Genomic DNA, 18252 nt, shown 5'->3' with positions numbered 1-18252 from the left:
CAGGCATTTCTGCCTGCCGCTTTATGCACTGGCAACGAAGGAGAAGCTGTATGCAAGTCAACATCAGTGGACACCAACTGGAAGTGACCGAACCTCTTCGCACCTACATCGGCGAAAAACTCCAACGATTAGAGAGGCATTTCGACAAGATCACCAACGTGCAGGTCACGATGACGGTCGAAAAGCTCAAGCAGAAAATCGAAGCCACGCTGCATATTCCCGGCAATGAAGTGGTCGCCAACGCGGAGCATACCGATATGTATGCGGCGATCGACGCGCTGACCGACAAGCTGGATAAACAACTCAAAAAGCATAAGGAAAAGACCCAAAGCCTCCTCCAGGGCGCGACCGGTCGTTAACACTCCCTACCCATGATCCGACTTGAAAGCATCCTGACCCCCGGCCGTTCCCTCGTGAACGTGCCGGGCGGCAGCAAAAAGAAAGCCCTCGAGCAAATTGCCAACCTTATCCATAAAGAAGTCCCGGATCTGGAGATGCAAGATGTCTTCGAGGCTCTGATTGCCCGTGAAAAACTCGGTTCGACCGGTTTTGGTAACGGCATCGCCATTCCCCACTGTCGTCTGAAAGGTTGTACGTCGCCTGTCAGCGCATTGATGCACCTCGACGCCCCCATCGATTTCGACGCCATCGACGGCGCCCCGGTTGACCTGCTGTTCGTTCTGCTGGTCCCGGAAGCCGCTACCGATGCCCACCTGGAACTTCTGCGCCAGATCGCCAGCATGCTCGATCGCAAGGAAGTGCGCGAAAAACTGCGCAGTGCCCCGAGCAACGCAGCCTTGTATCAGGTTGTCCTGGACGAGCAGAACGGTCACTGATCATGCGCCTGATCATCGTCAGTGGCCGTTCCGGCTCAGGTAAAAGTACCGCCCTCGATGTTCTCGAGGACAACGGCTACTACTGCATCGACAACCTTCCCGCCGGATTACTGCCGGAACTGGCCGAGCGCGCGCTGATTCATACTGAACTGGCACAGCCGCTGGTTGCCGTCTCCATCGATGCGCGCAACCTGCCGAGTCACCTGTCACGGTTTCCGGAACTGTTGGAAGAAGTCCGCAGTCGGCATATCAAATGCGATGTGCTGTATCTGGACGCTGACGAAGAAACGTTGCTCAAACGCTTCTCGGAAACCCGTCGTCGCCACCCTCTGAGCAACGCCAATCGCTCGCTGGCCGAGGCGATTCAAGACGAGACCCTGTTGCTGGGCCCTATCGCCGACCTGGCCGACCTCAAGGTCAACACCACCAACCTGAACCTTTATCAGCTGCGCGATACCATCAAGTTGCGCCTGCTGAACCAGCCGGAAGCCGGCACTGCGTTCCTGGTGGAGTCTTTCGGGTTCAAGCGTGGCATGCCGGTCGACGCCGACCTGGTGTTCGACGTGCGCTGCCTGCCCAACCCTTACTGGAAACCGGAATTGCGTGAGCAGTCCGGACTTGATCAACCGGTGGCCGACTACCTGGCGGCACAACCGGACGTCGAAGAGATGTTCCAGGACATTTCCACATACCTGCTCAAGTGGTTGCCGCGCTTTGCCGCCAGCAACCGGGCTTATGTCACCATTGCCATTGGCTGCACCGGCGGGCATCACCGCTCCGTCTACCTGACCGAACGTCTGGGCCAGGTCCTGCAACAATCCCTGAAGAACGTCCAGGTTCGCCACCGCGACCTCAGCTAAAGGATTCACATCGCGATGCCTGCTCGGGACATAGAAATCATCAACAAGCTGGGCCTGCATGCCCGCGCTTCGGCTAAATTCGTTGGCGTTGCTGGTCAGTATCCGGAATGCAAGATCAGAGTCGGTCGCACACCAGAATCCACGGTCGATGGCAAAAGCATCATGGCCATGATGATGCTCGCCGCCGGCAAGGGCACCAAAATCCATCTGAGTACGGAAGGCGAGCAAGAGCAGGAAGCGATGGATGCGCTGGTCGCATTGATCAACAACTTCTTCGACGAAGGCGAATAACCCGCCTTTTTGAGCGGGCACCTGTGGCGAGGGAGCTTGCTCCCGCTGGGCTGCGAAGCGGCCCTAAAACCTGCCACCGCAACATTTCAGATATACCGCATCCGCTGATTTCACGACTGCTGCGCAGCCGAGCGGGAGCAAGCTCCCTCGCCACGATTCAGGCCAACGCCGTATCCATCACCATCATCAAACAAAACCCGGCCAACAACCCAAGGCTCGCCAGCTTGTCGTGACCATTGCGCCGCGATTCGGGGATGACTTCATGGGTGACCACCAGCAACATCGCCCCCGCCGCCAGCGCCAATCCCAATGGCAACAGCAATTCGGCCAGGCTCACCAACCAGGCGCACAACAGCGCGAAGACCGGCTCGACCAACCCTGATGCCGCACCGATCAGGAACGCCTTGACCCGCGACATCCCCGCGCCTGCCAGCACCAGCGCGATCACCAGCCCTTCCGGTACATCCTGCAACGCGATGCCCATGGCCAGGCTGTCGGCATCCGGCATTCCTCCACCGGCCGAGACCCCGACCGCCATGCCTTCAGGAATGTTGTGGGCAATGATGGCAAACACAAACAACCAAATCCGCGGCGGGATGACCGGCCGTTCCAGGGTTCCGACGAGCATTTCCGGTGAGGCGCCCGAGACCTTTCGATCCACCAGAAACAGCCCGAACGCGCCGAGCATGATGCCGAAGCTGATCAGTCCGCTGGCCGCCCAGGGTGTCAGCCCCAGGCTTTCAGCGGCGGAGATCCCCGGGACAATCAGCGAAAACGCCGTCGCCGCGAGCATCACCCCGGCACCGAAACCGAGCAGCGTATCGCTGACCGACTGCGGCATCCGCCGAATCACCAGCACCGGCACTGCACCCAACGCAGTGCCCAAGGCGCAAATCGCCCCGCCCTGCAGTGCGCGCAGCAATCTTGGCTCGAGGTCCAGCCACGCCAGTCCATGGGCGACCAACAACGACATGCCCGCCAGCAGCAACAGCGATCCCAACGCGTAGCGAAACATTCGTCCGCTGCCGATCGCCAGTGTTTCAGTGCCCATAGTCAGCCTTGGATTGTTTTGATAGAGGACTTAAACCAGCGCAGCCTGATACCGCGCAGCGACTTCAGGCCAATTGATGACGTTGTAGAACGCATTGATGTATTCCGGACGGCGGTTCTGATATTGCAGGTAATAGGCGTGCTCCCAGACATCCAGGCCGAGGATCGGCGTATTGCCATTCATCAACGGGCTGTCCTGGTTACCGCTGCTTTCCACAATCAGGGCCTTTTGCGGTGTGACACTCAGCCAGGCCCAGCCACTGCCAAAGCGGGTCAGCGCGGCTTTGGTGAACGCTTCCTTGAAACTCTCCAGACCACCCAGTTGCTCATCAATCGCCTTGGCCAGCGCACCGTCGGGTTTGCCGCCGCCGTGAGGCGCCATCACTTCCCAGAACAGCGAATGGTTGGCGTGGCCGCCGCCCTGATTGATCACCGCCGCACGGAGTTTTTCCGGCAGTTGCTGGACGCTGGCGACCAGTTTTTCCACCGACCATTCGGCAAATTCGGTGCCCTCGACAGCGGCGTTGAGATTATTGATGTAGGTCTGGTGGTGCTTGGTGTAGTGGATCTCCATGGTCTGCGCATCAATATGCGGTTCCAGGGCATCGTAGGCGTAAGGCAGGGCAGGCAAGGTAAAAGCCATTTCAATGGACTCCATGATGTAGAGGCGCAGACGATGCGGTATCGGTGCGCAGCAAACGGTGCGTGCGCGGGTATTCGCCATGCTCGCTGATGAAATTCAGCAGCTCGACATAGGTTTTGCTGCTTTGGCGCAGCGCGGCTTCACGCAGGGCCGGGGCCAGGCGCGGGTCCTGCAGGGTCTGCAACAACCGCTGATGGATCGCGCACAAATATTCGGCGCTCTCCTCCGGCTGGTTAAGACTCAAATGCAAGTCGGCCAGGTTGTGGTGGGAAATCACGCAGGCCGCCACCGCTTCGTCGGCATCCGCCCAGCGCTCGAACAACACCTGGGCCAGGGCCAAAGCCTGCAAGTAAGCCTCGCGGGCATCGACGAGTTCGCCCAGCATGAAATGGCGATTGGCCCTTTCGATCGTGCGTTTCCAGTGCTCCATGGTGAGCCTCCAAAGCGGTAGCGGTGATTACACGCCGCCTGCGGTGAGCTTCTCTGGGTTGAGCAATTCTTCCAGTTGGCTGCGTGTCAGGTCGGTGTGTTCCAGGGCGACATCAATCACCGGACGGCCCTGCTGATAGGCCTTCTTGGCGATTTCAGCGGCTTTTTGGTAACCGATGATCGGGTTGAGTGCGGTCACCAGAATCGGGTTGCGCGACAGCGCCTCTTTGATCCGCGCCTCGTTGACCTTGAAAGTGGCGATGGCCTTCTCCCCCAGCAGATGGCTGGAGTTGGCCAGCAATTCGATGCTGCTCAGCAGGTTCTGGGCGATGATCGGCAGCATCACGTTCAATTCGAAATTGCCCGACTGACCGGCGATGGTTATCACCGTGTCATTGCCGATCACCTGGGCGGCGACCATGGCGGTGGCTTCCGGGATCACCGGGTTGACCTTTCCCGGCATGATCGACGAGCCCGGCTGCAACGCTTCGAGTTCGATTTCGCCGAGGCCGGCCAGCGGGCCGGAGTTCATCCAGCGCAGGTCGTTGGCGATCTTCATCAGGGAAACCGCTGTCGCTTTGAGTTGGCCGGAGACCGCCACCGCAGTGTCCTGGGAGCCGATCAGGGCAAACAGATCCTTGCCCGGCGTGAATTGAACGTGAGTCAGTTCGCTCAGCTGCTGGCTGAAACGCGCGGCGAATTGCGGATGCGCATTGATCCCGGTGCCTACCGCCGTGCCGCCCTGGGCCAGGGATTGCAGGCTCGGCAGCAAGTCCTGCAAATGGCCGATGTTGGCCTTGAGTTGTTGCGCCCAGCCATTCAGGACCTGGCTCATGCGCACCGGCATCGCGTCCATCAGGTGCGTGCGACCGGTTTTGACGTGGTGATGAACCTCTTCAGCCTTGCGCTCGATGACCTGCACCAGCCGCACCAGCGCCGGCAGCAGTTGTTCATGCAACGCGAGTGCAGCGCTGACATGGAGGGTGGTCGGGATGATGTCGTTGCTGCTTTGGCCGCAATTCACGTGATCGTTAGGGTTCACTGGCTCACCGAGCAGACGGCTGGCCAGGGTGGCGATCACTTCGTTGGCGTTCATGTTGGAACTGGTGCCGGAACCGGTCTGGAAGATATCCACCGGAAAGTGCTGCATGAAGTCGCCCTGAAGCAACCCCAGTGATGCATCGACGATGGCTTTGCCCTGGGACTCGCTGATCTGCTTGAGTTCGACGTTGGCCTGGGCGGCGGCAGCCTTGGCCAGGATCAGAGCGCGGATGAACTGCACCGGCATCGGCTTGCCGCTGATCGGGAAGTTATCCACCGCACGCTGGGTCTGCGCGCCATAGAGGGCGTCCACCGGGACTTGAAGCTCGCCCATGCTGTCGCGCTCAATACGGGTCTTGGTCATCACTAAATCCTTGCACCAGTTCTATGAGAGGAATCGAGGGCTGCAACTCGCAGATCGCCAGTTGCCAGGTGTAGCTTTGCCAGCGCTTGAGGCGGCATTTGCACAGAGAGAGGCGTTCCAGATCGCGCAATGGGCGCCAGGCCTGGTCCAGGCAGTAAGTCCGCCAGTGCCAGGGCAGCGCGACATCGGCGGCGGTGTCGAGCAGCAAACGAAAGGAGGTTTCGGCAATGGTCCAGGGAGAAGTGGCCGTGCAACACGCCAGATACCGGCCTTCAGCCAGGTAATGTTCGATCAGGCGCGGTTCGTCGGGGTCCATCGCGCAACGGATCTGGCGACTCATCCAGCGCCAGCTTTCGAGGTAAGGCTGCTCGTGCAAGGCAGAACTCATGATCCGGGCTCATTCGGTAATGAGATTTATTATTAGATGATAATGAGAACCAACACAAGCCGGCAATACACGACAAATACCTTGCTCGCGAAGGGGCCACCACGTTCAACATCTTTGTTGACTGATACACCGCCTTCGCGAGCAAGCCCGCTCCCACAGGGGCCAGTGCAAAGGCACAAAAAAGGCGCGCCACCCAATGGGTGGCGCGCCTTTTTGTGTAGCGGACAGCGTTAGCTGCCTGCGACGGTCATCCGCTCGATCAACACCGAACCGGTGCGAATGTTGCTGCGCAGCTCCAGGTCATTACCCACGGCAACGATCTGCTTGAACATGTCGCGCATGTTACCGGCGATGGTGACTTCCTGGACCGCGAACTGGATTTCGCCGTTCTCGACCCAGTAACCCGCCGCACCACGGGAGTAATCGCCGGTGACCATGTTCAGGCCCTGGCCCATCAGCTCGGTGACCAGCAAACCGCGCCCCATGCGGCGCAGCAAGGCGGCCTGATCTTCATCACCATGGGTGACGAACAGGTTGTGCACGCCCCCTGCGTTGGCGGTGCTCGGCATACCCAGCTTGCGGCCGGAATAGGTGCCGAGGATGTAGGACACCAACTCGCCCTTTTCGACGAACGGTTTGGCGTAGGTCGCCAGGCCATCACCGTCGAACGCCGAACTGCCCATGGCACGCATCAAGTGCGGACGCTCATCGATGGTCAGCCATTCCGGGAACAGCTTCTGACCCAAGGTGCCTTCAAGGAACGACGACTTGCGATACAGACTGCCGCCGGAAATCGCCGAAAGGAAGCTGCCGAACAAACCACCGGCCAGCTCCGCAGAAAACAGCACCGGCACTTCGCAGGTCGGCACCGGGCGCGCGCCCAATCGGCTCGCGGCACGTTGCGCGGCGCGTTGGCCGATGCTCACCGGGTCGGCCAGCAAGTTGCCCTGACGGTTTACGTCGTACCAGTAATCGCGCTGCATCTGGCCATCAGCCTCGGCGATCATCACGCAGCTGAGGCTGTGACGGGTCGACGCATAACCGCCGATGAAACCGTGACTGTTGCCATAGACGCGGCAGCCTTGATGGGTACTGAGGGTAGTGCCGTCGGCGTTCTTGATCCGGCTGTCGGCAGCAAATGCCGCGGCTTCACAGGTCAGCGCCTGCTCGATGGCTTGCTCCGGGGTAATGTCCCATTCATGGAACAGGTCGAAATCCTGCAGATCCCTGGCCATCAGCGCGGCATCTGCCAGGCCTGAAGCTTCGTCTTCGGAAGTGTGCTTGGCGATGGCCAGTGCGGCGGCGACGGTTTCACGAATCGCCTCAGGACCACTGGCCGAGGTGCTGGCCGAGCCTTTGCGCTGACCGACATACAAAGTGATGCCAAAGCCCTGGTCGCGGTTGAACTCGACGGTTTCGACTTCACGCTGGCGCACCGAGGTGGACAGGCCCTGCTCCAGGGACACGGCCACTTCACAGGCACTGGCACCCTGACGCTTGGCTTCAGCGATGATCTGCTCGACTTGTTCTTGCAGTGCCGGCAACGCTTGTGGGCCGACGCTTTCAACTGCACTCATGCTGTTCTCCACTCAAATTCTGCTTTCGGCTGGGGCCTTCGAGCGACCGGGCCGGACAAGCGGCCCCCGACTGGTTATCATGGCGGCGTTTCTTTGCGGACGGCCACCATGGTTGATTCTTACGACGACTCCCTCGATACGGGAGAAAAAAGCAAATCCCAGGTTAAACGCGAGCTTCATGCTCTGGTTGACCTCGGCGAGCGCCTTACAACGCTCAAGCCTGACTTGCTGGCAAAACTGCCGTTGACCGACGCTATGCGCCGGGCACTGGCCGATGCGCCCAAGCACACCGCGAATATCGCGCGTAAACGGCACCTCATGTTCATCGGCAAACTGATGCGCGATCAGGACACTGACGCCATTCTGACGTTGCTCGATCAACTCGATGCCTCCACCCGGCAGTACAACGAACGTTTCCATGGCCTGGAACGCTGGCGCGATCGCTTGATCGCGGGCGACGATGCGGTCCTGGAGAAGTTCGTGCTCGACTACCCGGAGGCTGATCGTCAGCAGTTGCGCTCCCTGATCCGTCAGGCCCAGCACGAACTGGCGACTAACAAGCCACCGGCATCGAGCCGTAAAATCTTCAAGTACATCCGTGAGCTGGACGAGACTCAACGCGGTCTGCGTTAAGTCCCGAGTCGGGTGAGTCGCCAAAGCGGCTCACCCGAAGCTCCATCCTTTTACGATCCTGTGCCACCCACAGTGATCGCATCGATTTTCAGCGTTGGCTGGCCGACACCCACCGGCACCGACTGCCCATCCTTGCCACACGTCCCCACTCCGCTGTCCAGCGCCAGGTCGTTACCGACCATCGACACCTTGCTCATGGCTTCCGGGCCGTTGCCGATCAACGTCGCGCCTTTGACCGGGGCGGTGATTTTGCCGTCTTCGATCAAGTATGCCTCGCTGGTGGAGAACACGAATTTGCCGCTGGTGATGTCCACCTGCCCGCCGCCGAGGTTGGCGCAATAGATGCCGCGCTTCACCGAGGCGATGATTTCCGCCGGGTCGCTTTCACCCGCCAGCATGTAGGTGTTGGTCATCCGTGGCATCGGCAAGTGCGCGTAGGATTCACGACGACCGTTGCCGGTGCGGGCCACGCCCATCAGGCGCGCGTTGAGCTTGTCCTGCATGTAGCCTTTGAGTACGCCGTTTTCGATCAGCGTGGTGCATTCGGTCGGAGTACCTTCGTCGTCGACGCTCAGGGAACCGCGACGCCCGGCCAACGTACCGTCATCGACAATGGTGCACAGCTTGGACGCAACCATCTCGCCCATGCGTCCGCTGTAAGCGGAGCTGCCCTTGCGGTTGAAGTCACCTTCCAGACCATGGCCGACCGCTTCGTGCAACAGCACGCCGGACCAGCCCGAACCCAACACCACCGGCAACGTACCGGCCGGCGCGGGAATAGCTTCCAGGTTCACCAACGCCTGACGCAGTGCTTCACGTGCGTAGCTCATGGCGCGGTCTTCGGCGAGGAAGTAACGGTAATCGGTACGACCGCCACCGCCATGACCACCGCGCTCGCGGCGACCGTTTTGCTCGACGATCACGCTGACGTTGAAGCGCACCAATGGCCGCACATCAGCGGCCAGGCTGCCATCGGTCGAAGCGACAAGAATCCGTTCCCAGACACCGGCCATGCTCACGGTGACTTGCTGGATACGCGGGTCAAGGGCGCGAGTCGCGACGTCGATGCGCTTGAGCAGTTCGACTTTTTCCGCACGGGTCATCACTTCCAGCGGGTTATCCGGCCCGTATAACTGGGCGACGTCCGCGGTAGTGAAGGCCTGCACCGAGCCGTTCTGCCCGGCGCGGGAGATCGACCGCGCCGCACGGGCCGCTGCGCCGAGGGCTTCAAGGGTGATGGCATTGCTGTAGGCGAAACCGGTTTTTTCACCCGATTGCGCCCGCACGCCCACACCTTGGTCGAGGTTGAAGCTGCCTTCCTTGACGATCCCGTCTTCCAGCGCCCAGGACTCGGAAATCTGCCCCTGGAAATACAGGTCCGCGGCATCGATGCCCGGGCCGGCCAGATCGCCGAGCACACCTTGCAGGCTCTCGATCGTTACGCCACCGGGCGCCAGGAGGTGTTCACTGACGGAGGACAACAACTCGCTCATATGTTTACGCCTTAAATTCGTCGTTCCGGGCAGGTCGCTGCGCGCCCTGCGAGAAAAAGCGCCGGTGACTGGACACCGGCATCCGCGCCCTGATGGACGCCTGTTCGCTGCTATCGCGTTCGGCCAGCAGCACGGCCTCGCCTTGATCCTGCTGGGCCAGCACGCGTCCCCAAGGGTCGACGATCGCCGCATGCCCCCAGGTTTCCCGCGGCCCCGGGTGCATTCCGCCTTGGGCGGCCGCGAGCACATAACACTGCGTCTCGATGGCCCGCGCACGAATCAGCACATCCCAATGCGCCGCGCCGGTCACCGCGGTAAATGCCGACGGCGCGGTAATCAATTGCGCGCCCGCAGCGCGCAGTTCGCTATACAACTCCGGGAAGCGCAGGTCGTAACACACCGTCAGGCCGACCCGGCCGACGGGCGTGTCCGCCACCACAACCCCACTGCCATAAGCATAGTCATCGGATTCGCGATAACGTCCGCGATTGTCCGCCACGTCCACGTCGAACAGGTGCAGCTTGTCGTAGCGCGCCACCGTCTCGCCCTGATCATTGACCAGCAACGAGCAGGCATGGGCTTTGGACGTCGGATAGTCCACTGGTGGCAACGGCAACGTGCCGGCCACTATCCATAACTTGAGGTCGCGGGCGGTCTGTTTCAACCATGGCAGGATCGGACCTTCACCCAACGCCTCGGCGCGGCCGATGTCGGCAATGTCGCGACGGCCCATGGCGGCGAAGTTTTCCGGGAGCACTGCCAGCTTCGCGCCACCGGCCGCCGCCTGCTCGAGCAGACGCCGGGCCTGGGCCAGGTTGGCCAGCACATCGCTCTGGCTGACCATTTGAATCACCGCAAAAGTCATGGCGCGCTCCTGGGTCGCTTTTTATAAGGACAGGCCGCCATGCTACTCCATAGGCTGGGGGAGTGCCTTTTCAAAAAAGAACTCAAAAAGGCTTGTCGAAGGTGATTTTCGGCTCTTTCCAAGGGCCTTTGACCGTGTATTTGACGCTGGCGAAACGTGCCACGCGGTCACCGATCAGCTTGTCGATCAGGAACAGCGCACCGCCGATGGCCGGGGCGCCGACGATCAATGCGGCAATTGGCAGGTTGTTGGTCACCGGCAAGGTCACCAGCAGCTTGGCGTCAATCTGGTCACCTACCAGGTTCAGGGTCCCGTTCAGTTCAATGTTGCTCGACGGGCCGGTCAGCAGGATCGGCTCCTTCGTCACATAAACCCCGTTGGTCGCAACCAGCAGACCTTTGACCCGGTCATAACTCAAGCCTTTGCCAAACAGGTCGGAGAAGTCCAGGCGCAGACGGCGACCAATGGAGTTGAAGTTGAGCAGGCCGAAGACTCGCAGGGCCTGGGCGCTGCCCTCGACCTCAACGAACTGGCCTTTATTCAAAGAAGCATCGAGGGTGCCGGAGAAACGTTTGGTGGCCAGCCACGCCGGTGAACCCGGCCAGCGACCGTCGACATCCATGTGAAACTCTTCGCTGGTGACGCTCGGCGCAAAGCCCCAGCCTTTGAGCACGTCAGCGAGATTCTTACCGCTGATCCGCCCTTTGTACCAACTGCTGGAGCTGCCGGGGATGCCCTCCCAGCCGCCAGTGCCCTGCAACAAAATGCCCTTGAGGCCCAGATCCAGCGTATTGAGCGCAATGCCCCTGGCGGTCGGACGGACTTTCAGGTACCAGGCGCCAACGAGGTCCTGGCCCTGGAACAGCTGATTGATGGTGATATCCAGCGCCGGAATCTTGGTCGGGTCCACCGAGGCCAGTGGATCCGGCGAGTTTTCGTCGGCCAGCACTGTCGGGTCTGGTGCCGGCAATCGCACGGTTTGCAGATTGATCGCAATCGGCGCGCCTTTCGCATCAGGGATGCTCGCGCTGCCCTTGACCTGCTGACTGTCGAGTTGCAAGGCCCACGCCGCGGCCTTGCGGTTCAACTGCACCGACGCCTGATCGAGCGTCGTGCCGATACCGCTGAGCTTGCCAACCTTGAACTCCGCACTGCTGAGCAACTGCTTGGCATTGCCGCCCGGATCCTGGCCGGCGTACTTGTCCAACAGATCCTTCCACGGGCCGACATCCAGCTCCGACAGCACGCCGCGCACTCGCAGCCCTTTGGCGCCGGGCAGCACGGCACTGCCACCGCCCAGGAACAATTCGCCACGACCGTCGGCAAAATTGCCGCTCGGCGCCGCAAACGTGAAGTCTGCCAGCTCCCCATAGTTGACCCAGTAGCGCCGTTCCTGCCCTTGCAGGGTCATGCGGAACGTGGTGTCGCGGCCGGCATCGGCGGTCATGCCAAACGGTGCCGGCAAATCGATCGCCACACCTTTGAGGCTGGAATTGACCATTAACTGGCTGTCGGCGCCATCCAGGCTCAGTTGCAGCTGATACGGGATCAAACCGGACACCGGCAATGGCTGGGTGACGCTCAGCCAGTCAGTGAGCTTCTTGACCTCGACCTGACCGGAAGCGGTGACACGGGTCTTGAGATTACCCGCGCTGCCATCGGCAAAAATCTGCGCAGTGACCGGTTTGTCGAAGGCCCGCGCGGTGATGTTCTGTCCGCTCAAGCCCTTGGTGCTGTCGAAGCGGAAATCACCCTTGAGCTGCGTCAGTTCCAGGGAAGGCTCGGCCAGCTTCAAACGCGCCTTGGCGGTCTTGAAGTCGACGAGAATCTTCGGCTGCTCGCCTTTGACCAGCGGAATGTCCAGCTTCAGCTTGCCTTGCAGATCACCCTCGCCTTCCCATCCGGCAAAGGTTTCAGCGGTGCCGATCGGCGCTTCCTGAAGTATCTTCAGGCCATCGCCCAACCCGCCGGAGAACCCACCGTCGAGGAACAGGTGAACACTTTGGCCCTCCGGCGCATGGGGAATATTCACGTAAATGTCGCGAACCTGCGTGTCGAGCAACTGACCCTTGCTGGCCAGGATCCGCACGCCGCTGTCTTCAACGAACACATCACCGCTGACCTTGCTGACATGCGGCCAACCCGGCTGGAAGGCCAGTTCGGCATCGTGCACCTTGAAGAACAGGCTGATGCTGCGTGCCGTCTCGGCGGCGCCATGGTTCAGCGAACCTTGATACTGGAAGAAACCCTGGTCTACCGCGCCTTTGAGAATCGCCGTGCGCAGCCATTCGTCCAGCGCAGGGCTGAGCATGGTCGGCAGGTACTTGGCGGTGTAGCGACCGTCGCCATCGACCAGGCCAACCCGCAGGTCCATGTAGTCTTCCTGGGTGTGGTCGAAATGCAGGCGGATCAGGAAGTCACCGGCAATCTTGCCCTCTTCGCCCAGCACCTTCAGGTACGGCGCGATCAGGGTGAAACTTTCTTTGTCGAGCTTCCAGGTCAGCCGGGCGTTGGCCTGAATGTATTGCCATGGCTTGGCGAAAATCGGGTCCAGGTGCAGGACAAAATCCTTGCTGTCCATCCGCAGTTCCCCCTGGCCGAGGTCACCGCTGATGCTGCCGCTGACATTTCGTGCTGCTGGCGCGCCGTGATAGGCGTCGAAGCCAACCTGATCGAGGTTGGCGGCAAAGCTGAACTTGCTGTCATCGGTGGCATTGGGGCGCAGATCGATCAGCACGTTGCGCAGCCCACCGGTCACCTTGAGTCGCTCGACCGCCGTGGCAACGCCTTCGGGCAGCGGCCCCAGGGCGTTTATCAATGGGGTCAGCGGGGTGAGGTCGAGGCGGTCGGCTTGCAGGTGCCAGAGTTCTTCCGACTTGTCGGTGGCGGCGGTCTGTCGAAGTTGCAGGTGCGATTCCCAACGGGTCTCGCCAAAGTTCATCGCCAGGGAATCCAGGGTCACCAGCATGCCTTCGCTGCTGCGCTGGAAATAACCGTTGAGCGCCAGATTGTTGATCTGGATCGGCTTGCGCTCAGCGTAGGCGCCCTTGAGTTGCGGCGCGTTCAGGCGAATGGCGCCGCTTTGCAGCGCACCCTTGCCCCAGTTCACCCAGAGCTCGCCACCGGCCTTGAGCTCGGAGAAATTCCACTGCCGGGTCACGCGCTCGGGCAGCCATTTCGACCAGTCGCTCTGCGGCAGGCTCAGGTAGGCCTCGGCCTCGCCGTCCTTCCACTGGCTGGCGCGCAGACGGGTGCGCACACTCATGGCCACCGGCTGACCGTCGGGCAGGGTCAGACGGGCATCGAGGCGCTGGCGGGAGACGCCGGTTTTCAGATTCAGGCCGACGTAGGTCAGGGTCAGCGGCGGGTGGTCCAGAGGCTGCAAGGTCACCTGGCTGTCGATCACCGACAGTTGCTGGACCATTTGCATACGATTGAGCAGTTGCTCCGGATCCAGCGGCTGGTCCTGTTGTACCGGCAACCCTTCCAGTGCCCAGTGACCGTCCGCGCCTTCCTTGAGGCTGATCTTCAGGCCATTGAGTTCCAGATGGGCGATGCGAACGTCGCGAGCCAGCAGGCTTTCCCAAAGGTCCGGTACGGCTCGCACCTGATCCAGGTGCAGGGCGTTGGCGCCCTCGCCCACCGTCACGTCATGCGCCAGCAAAATCGGCGCGAAACCGCTCCAGTTACCTTCCAGCTTGCCGATTTGCAACGGCATGCCCAAGGCGGCGCTGGCTTTGGTTTCGACGTCGGCACGGTATTCGGCCACCAGGGGCGTCAGCTCCCGGCCGAGGCTGACGTACAACGCCATCAACACCAGAACCAACGCGCACAGGCCAAGACCCCAGCGGGTCAGTGCGGCCAAAATGCGTGTCAGACGTTCCATGTCAGTTGGCTCCCATAGCGAAAATACTGCAAAAAGCTGAGGCCAGCCGTTCTAGTAAGGGTGAAACACAGCGATTCAGAGCAGCACCACGTCGTATTGTTCCTGGGAATACATGGTTTCCACCTGGAACCGAATGGTGCGTCCGATAAATCCTTCCAGTTCGGCGACATTACCCGACTCCTCATCGAGCAAACGGTCGACGACTTTCTGATTCGCCAATACACGATAGCCTTCCGCTTGATAGGCTCGCGCCTCGCGGAGGATTTCGCGGAAAATTTCGTAGCAGACCGTTTCCGGGGTCTTCAGCTTGCCGCGACCCTGACAGCTGCTGCACGGTTCGCACAGCACCTGTTCGAGACTTTCGCGGGTGCGCTTGCGGGTCATCTGCACCAGGCCCAACTCGGTGATGCCGATGATGTTGGTCTTGGCGTGATCGCGTTCCAGCTGTTTCTCGAGGGTACGCAGCACCTGGCGCTGGTGCTCTTCGTCTTCCATGTCGATGAAGTCGATGATGATGATCCCGCCGAGGTTGCGCAGGCGCAGTTGGCGGGCGATGGCGGTCGCGGCTTCGAGGTTGGTCTTGAAGATGGTTTCTTCGAGGTTGCGATGGCCGACGAATGCACCAGTATTGACGTCGATGGTGCTCATGGCTTCCGCCGGATCGACCACCAGATAACCGCCGGACTTGAGCGGCACTTTGCGCTCGAGGGCTTTCTGGATCTCGTCTTCGACGCCGTACAAGTCAAAAATCGGCCGCTCGCCCGGGTAATGCTCAAGACGATCGGCAATTTCCGGCATCAGTTCGGCGACGAACTGCGTGGTTTTCTGGAAGGTTTCCCGGGAATCGATGCGGATCTTCTCGATCTTCGGGCTCACCAGGTCGCGCAAGGTGCGCAACGCCAGGCCGAGGTCTTCGTAGATGACGCTCGGTGCACCGATGGTTTTGATCTGTTCGTTGATCTGGTCCCAAAGACGGCGCAGGTAGCGGATATCCATGAGAATTTCATCGGCGCCGGCCCCTTCGGCGGCTGTACGCAGGATAAAACCGCCCGCCTCTTTTATGCCTTCTTTGGCCACGCAATCGGTGACGACCTGCTTGAGACGTTCGCGCTCGGCTTCGTCTTCGATTTTCAGCGAAATGCCGACGTGGGCTGTGCGCGGCATGTACACCAGATAGCGCGACGGGATCGACAGCTGGGTGGTCAGGCGTGCGCCTTTGGAGCCGATCGGGTCCTTGGTGACCTGGACGACCAGGCTCTGGCCTTCGTGAACCAGCGCGCTGATGCTCTCCACCGCAGGGCCTTCGCGCAGGGAAATCTCCGAGGCGTGAATGAACGCGGCTCGGTCCAGGCCGATATCGACGAAGGCCGCCTGCATGCCCGGCAATACCCGTACGACCTTGCCTTTATAGATGTTGCCGACGATCCCGCGCTTTTGCGTGCGCTCGACGTGGACCTCTTGCAGGACACCGTTTTCGACCACCGCCACGCGCGATTCCATCGGCGTGATGTTGATCAGGATCTCTTCACTCATGGCAGGGTCTCGTTCAGGCATGTTCACGATAATGGCCGCATCTTGTCAGTACGACGCTCAGCGCGCGTTAAGGGTTTGCCAACAGGGTATGCCGAAATGGCCGAGCAGCTCAGCGGTTTCGCACAGCGGCAGTCCGACCACCGCCGAGTAGCTTCCAATCAGCTGGGCGACAAACACCGCGCCCAGTCCTTGAATGCCATAGCCACCAGCCTTGTCCCGGGGTTCGCCACTGGCCCAGTAGGCCGCCGCTTCATCGCGATCGATGTTGCGAAAACGCACTAGACTGCGCACCACCCGCGACTCACAACACTCACCGTCAAGCACCGCGATGGCGGTCAATACTTCGTGTTCCTGACCGGCCAACATCATAAGCATGGCGCACGCGTCAGCTTCGTCCACCGGTTTGCCGAGAATTTTCCCGTTGAGCACGACAGCGGTGTCAGCGCCCAGCACGCAAAAACCCTGGTCGGACACGACCGCGCCGCGCCCGGCCTCGGCTTTGCCGCGCGCCAGGCGCTCGACATAGGCCGACGGGGATTCATCTTTTAAAGGGGTTTCATCGATGTCCGCGCTGATGGCGGAGAACGGCACGCCGATCTGCGTGAGCAGTTCACGCCGACGCGGCGAGCCTGAGGCGAGGTAAAGCACTTTCATCTAGACATCTCCCTGTCGAGGTACTGGCAGATGCCTGACCGAATTAATTGATCTTGTAGCGTCGACGCAAACCGCGCAAACCGTAGCTGATCCACGGCCAGAGCAATGCACTGACCAAGGCCGGCAGCACCAGTGCCAGGGTTGGCTGACGGTTGCCGGTCAGGGCACTCAGCCATAGTTGAACAAGCTGCGCGAGGCCGAAGATCACCAGGATCACCAGGCTCTGTTGCCACATCGGGAACATGCGCAGGCGCTGTTGCAACGACAGCACCAGAAAGGTGATCAGGCACAGGATCAACGCGTTCTGACCCAGCAACGTGCCGTACAGTACGTCTTCGGCCAGACCCAGGCACCAGGCCGTGACCATGCCGACTTTCTGCGGCAAATACAGCGCCCAGAACGCCAGCAGCAAGGCCAGCCAGAGCGGGCGGAGGATTTCCATGAATTGCGGCAGCGGCGAAACGCTGAGCAGCAGGCCAATGGCAAACGTCAGCCAGATCATCCAGCCATTTCGGGATGCGGTAGCACCGACCATTATTCTCGTCCCCCAGTGGAAGCCGGCGCAGAGACAGGCGGTTTGGCGGCAGGCTTCACCGCAGCCGGTTGAGTGGCTGGCGGTTTGGTTGCGGCAGGTTGCGATGCGGGCGGCTTGGCAGCTGCGGGATGCGCAGGTTTGACCGGGGTTGCCGCCGGTGCCGGTGCCGGTGTCGCCGGAGCGGCAACAGGCGCAGCGGCTGCGGCGGGTACCACCACGTTAGCAGGCACTGGTTTTGGTACGGTCGCCGGAATGATCGGCCCACCACCGTGCTGGTCCAGCGCTTCCTGCGCCTGGGCAGCATCGTTGGCGCGCTCTTCGGCGGTACGACCGTCGGTGAACACCAGCAGCAAGTAACGGCTGCGGTTCAACGCGGCGGTCGGCACGGCACGAACGATGGCAAACGGCTGGCCGGAATCGTGGATCACTTCCTTGACTGTCGCCACCGGGTAACCGGCCGGGAAGCGCTGACCGAGGCCGGAACTGACCAGCAGATCACCTTCTTTAATGTCAGCTGTGTCGGCGACATGACGCAGTTCCAGGCGTTCCGGGTTGCCGGTGCCGCTGGCAATCGCGCGCAACCCGTTACGGTTCACCTGCACCGGAATGCTGTGGGTGGTGTCGGTCAGCAACAGCACGCGGGAGGTGTACGGCATCAATTCGACCACCTGGCCCATCAGGCCGCGGGCATCGAGCACCGGCTGACCGAGGACCACACCGTCGCGCTCACCTTTATTGATGATGATGCGATGGGTGAAGGGGTTGGGGTCCATGCCGATCAACTCGGCCACTTCGACCTTTTCGTTGACCAGCGCAGAGGAATTGAGCAGCTCGCGCAGCCGAACGTTCTGCTCGGTGAGGGCGGCAAGCTTTTGCATGCGGCCCTGCAACAGCAGGTTTTCGGTCTTGAGTTTTTCGTTTTCGGCGACAAGCTCGGTACGACTGCCGAATTGACTGGCCACACCCTGCCATAACCGCTGCGGCAGGTCGGTGATCCAGTAAGACTGCATCAGCACCAGCGACATCTGGCTACGCACTGGCTTGAGCAGTGTGAAGCGGGCATCGACCACCATCAGTGCGACCGATAGCACGACCAGCACCAACAAGCGCACGCCCAGTGAAGGCCCTTTGGTGAAAAGCGGTTTAATAAGCCGCTCCTCCCAGGCAAATGTTT

At 60.8% G+C, this 18252-nt stretch carries 18 protein-coding genes; 5 read left to right on the top strand and 13 right to left on the bottom strand.

Annotated elements, in window-relative coordinates; translation table 11 throughout:
- The first annotated feature begins 50 nt into the window (after positions 1–50).
- From hpf to DJ564_RS05440, 4 genes are read left to right on the top strand one after another with little or no spacing between them, the layout of a single operon-like run.
- Positions 51–359: a ribosome hibernation-promoting factor, HPF/YfiA family gene (gene hpf, locus DJ564_RS05455; protein WP_047537716.1), complete on the top strand. Its 309-nt coding sequence runs from the start codon at positions 51–53 to the stop codon at positions 357–359.
- A 12-nt stretch (positions 360–371) separates the two neighbouring features.
- On the top strand, positions 372–836 hold the full coding sequence (gene ptsN, locus DJ564_RS05450) for a PTS IIA-like nitrogen regulatory protein PtsN (RefSeq protein ID WP_109627983.1): 465 nt from the start codon (positions 372–374) through the stop codon (positions 834–836).
- Positions 837–838: 2 nt separating this feature from the next.
- Positions 839–1696, top strand: a complete 858-nt coding sequence (gene rapZ, locus DJ564_RS05445) for an RNase adapter RapZ (RefSeq protein WP_109627982.1) — start codon at positions 839–841, stop codon at positions 1694–1696.
- A 15-nt stretch (positions 1697–1711) separates the two neighbouring features.
- Positions 1712–1987 (top strand): HPr family phosphocarrier protein, encoded by a 276-nt coding sequence (locus DJ564_RS05440; protein ID WP_109627981.1) that lies wholly within the window; start codon positions 1712–1714, stop codon positions 1985–1987.
- Between the two features lie 157 nt (positions 1988–2144).
- Here the strand turns inward: DJ564_RS05440 and DJ564_RS05435 are convergent, their stop codons facing one another.
- The 6 genes from DJ564_RS05435 to pmbA form a co-directional block, all read right to left on the bottom strand.
- Positions 2145–3038: a ZIP family metal transporter gene (locus tag DJ564_RS05435; RefSeq protein ID WP_109627980.1), complete on the bottom strand. Its 894-nt coding sequence runs from the start codon at positions 3036–3038 to the stop codon at positions 2145–2147.
- A gap of 30 nt (positions 3039–3068) precedes the next feature.
- Positions 3069–3680: a superoxide dismutase gene (locus DJ564_RS05430; protein WP_109627979.1), complete on the bottom strand. Its 612-nt coding sequence runs from the start codon at positions 3678–3680 to the stop codon at positions 3069–3071.
- Position 3681: 1 nt separating this feature from the next.
- Entirely contained in the window at positions 3682–4110 is a 429-nt protein-coding gene (locus tag DJ564_RS05425) for a hypothetical protein (protein WP_109627978.1), read from the bottom strand.
- Between the two features lie 27 nt (positions 4111–4137).
- Entirely contained in the window at positions 4138–5514 is a 1377-nt protein-coding gene (locus DJ564_RS05420; RefSeq protein ID WP_109627977.1) for an aspartate ammonia-lyase, read from the bottom strand.
- Complete coding sequence (locus tag DJ564_RS05415) at positions 5495–5902, bottom strand: FagA protein (protein WP_109627976.1); 408 nt, start codon at positions 5900–5902, stop codon at positions 5495–5497. The genes DJ564_RS05420 and DJ564_RS05415 overlap by 20 nt, the downstream gene beginning before the upstream one ends.
- Positions 5903–6132: 230 nt before the next feature.
- Positions 6133–7479, bottom strand: a complete 1347-nt coding sequence (gene pmbA, locus DJ564_RS05410; RefSeq protein ID WP_010463346.1) for a metalloprotease PmbA — start codon at positions 7477–7479, stop codon at positions 6133–6135.
- Between the two features lie 108 nt (positions 7480–7587).
- On the opposite strand from pmbA, the gene yjgA reads away from it, so the two are divergent.
- Entirely contained in the window at positions 7588–8112 is a 525-nt protein-coding gene (gene yjgA / locus DJ564_RS05405; RefSeq protein WP_007901505.1) for a ribosome biogenesis factor YjgA, read from the top strand.
- 50 nt (positions 8113–8162) lie between these two features.
- On the opposite strand, the gene tldD is transcribed toward yjgA, so the two are convergent.
- The 7 genes from tldD to mreC all read right to left on the bottom strand — a co-directional run bounded on the left by tldD (position 8163) and on the right by mreC (position 18226).
- Positions 8163–9605: a metalloprotease TldD gene (tldD, locus tag DJ564_RS05400; protein ID WP_109627975.1), complete on the bottom strand. Its 1443-nt coding sequence runs from the start codon at positions 9603–9605 to the stop codon at positions 8163–8165.
- 4 nt (positions 9606–9609) lie between these two features.
- Positions 9610–10470: a carbon-nitrogen hydrolase family protein gene (locus DJ564_RS05395; RefSeq protein ID WP_109627974.1), complete on the bottom strand. Its 861-nt coding sequence runs from the start codon at positions 10468–10470 to the stop codon at positions 9610–9612.
- An 82-nt stretch (positions 10471–10552) separates the two neighbouring features.
- On the bottom strand, positions 10553–14356 hold the full coding sequence (locus DJ564_RS05390; RefSeq protein ID WP_109627973.1) for a YhdP family protein: 3804 nt from the start codon (positions 14354–14356) through the stop codon (positions 10553–10555).
- A 75-nt stretch (positions 14357–14431) separates the two neighbouring features.
- Complete coding sequence (rng, locus tag DJ564_RS05385) at positions 14432–15889, bottom strand: ribonuclease G (protein WP_010463355.1); 1458 nt, start codon at positions 15887–15889, stop codon at positions 14432–14434.
- A gap of 57 nt (positions 15890–15946) precedes the next feature.
- Positions 15947–16543 (bottom strand): nucleoside triphosphate pyrophosphatase, encoded by a 597-nt coding sequence (locus DJ564_RS05380; RefSeq protein WP_109627972.1) that lies wholly within the window; start codon positions 16541–16543, stop codon positions 15947–15949.
- A gap of 43 nt (positions 16544–16586) precedes the next feature.
- A complete protein-coding gene (gene mreD / locus DJ564_RS05375; RefSeq protein WP_109627971.1) occupies positions 16587–17078 on the bottom strand; it encodes a rod shape-determining protein MreD in 492 nt (163 codons plus the stop codon).
- Positions 17078–18226, bottom strand: a complete 1149-nt coding sequence (gene mreC, locus DJ564_RS05370) for a rod shape-determining protein MreC (RefSeq protein ID WP_109627970.1) — start codon at positions 18224–18226, stop codon at positions 17078–17080. The genes mreD and mreC overlap by 1 nt, the downstream gene beginning before the upstream one ends.
- Positions 18227–18252 lie beyond the last annotated feature (26 nt).

The sequence above is a fragment of the Pseudomonas sp. 31-12 genome (assembly GCF_003151075.1).
Classification (GTDB): domain Bacteria; phylum Pseudomonadota; class Gammaproteobacteria; order Pseudomonadales; family Pseudomonadaceae; genus Aquipseudomonas.
Note: the sequence above shows the minus strand (reverse complement) of the source record. Positions and strands in the feature narration are given on the sequence as shown.

What these genes read in the sequence shown, in the direction of transcription:
- hpf (WP_047537716.1), top strand. Translation starts at nt 51, where the DNA reads ATGCAAGTCAACATCAGTGGACACCAACTGGAAGTGACCGAACCTCTT.
- ptsN (WP_109627983.1), top strand. Translation starts at nt 372, where the DNA reads ATGATCCGACTTGAAAGCATCCTGACCCCCGGCCGTTCCCTCGTGAAC.
- rapZ (WP_109627982.1), top strand. Translation starts at nt 839, where the DNA reads ATGCGCCTGATCATCGTCAGTGGCCGTTCCGGCTCAGGTAAAAGTACC.
- DJ564_RS05440 (WP_109627981.1), top strand. Translation starts at nt 1,712, where the DNA reads ATGCCTGCTCGGGACATAGAAATCATCAACAAGCTGGGCCTGCATGCC.
- DJ564_RS05435 (WP_109627980.1), bottom strand. Translation starts at nt 3,038, where the DNA reads ATGGGCACTGAAACACTGGCGATCGGCAGCGGACGAATGTTTCGCTAC.
- DJ564_RS05430 (WP_109627979.1), bottom strand. Translation starts at nt 3,680, where the DNA reads ATGGCTTTTACCTTGCCTGCCCTGCCTTACGCCTACGATGCCCTGGAA.
- DJ564_RS05425 (WP_109627978.1), bottom strand. Translation starts at nt 4,110, where the DNA reads ATGGAGCACTGGAAACGCACGATCGAAAGGGCCAATCGCCATTTCATG.
- DJ564_RS05420 (WP_109627977.1), bottom strand. Translation starts at nt 5,514, where the DNA reads ATGACCAAGACCCGTATTGAGCGCGACAGCATGGGCGAGCTTCAAGTC.
- DJ564_RS05415 (WP_109627976.1), bottom strand. Translation starts at nt 5,902, where the DNA reads ATGAGTTCTGCCTTGCACGAGCAGCCTTACCTCGAAAGCTGGCGCTGG.
- pmbA (WP_010463346.1), bottom strand. Translation starts at nt 7,479, where the DNA reads ATGAGTGCAGTTGAAAGCGTCGGCCCACAAGCGTTGCCGGCACTGCAA.
- yjgA (WP_007901505.1), top strand. Translation starts at nt 7,588, where the DNA reads ATGGTTGATTCTTACGACGACTCCCTCGATACGGGAGAAAAAAGCAAA.
- tldD (WP_109627975.1), bottom strand. Translation starts at nt 9,605, where the DNA reads ATGAGCGAGTTGTTGTCCTCCGTCAGTGAACACCTCCTGGCGCCCGGT.
- DJ564_RS05395 (WP_109627974.1), bottom strand. Translation starts at nt 10,470, where the DNA reads ATGACTTTTGCGGTGATTCAAATGGTCAGCCAGAGCGATGTGCTGGCC.
- DJ564_RS05390 (WP_109627973.1), bottom strand. Translation starts at nt 14,356, where the DNA reads ATGGAACGTCTGACACGCATTTTGGCCGCACTGACCCGCTGGGGTCTT.
- rng (WP_010463355.1), bottom strand. Translation starts at nt 15,889, where the DNA reads ATGAGTGAAGAGATCCTGATCAACATCACGCCGATGGAATCGCGCGTG.
- DJ564_RS05380 (WP_109627972.1), bottom strand. Translation starts at nt 16,543, where the DNA reads ATGAAAGTGCTTTACCTCGCCTCAGGCTCGCCGCGTCGGCGTGAACTG.
- mreD (WP_109627971.1), bottom strand. Translation starts at nt 17,078, where the DNA reads ATGGTCGGTGCTACCGCATCCCGAAATGGCTGGATGATCTGGCTGACG.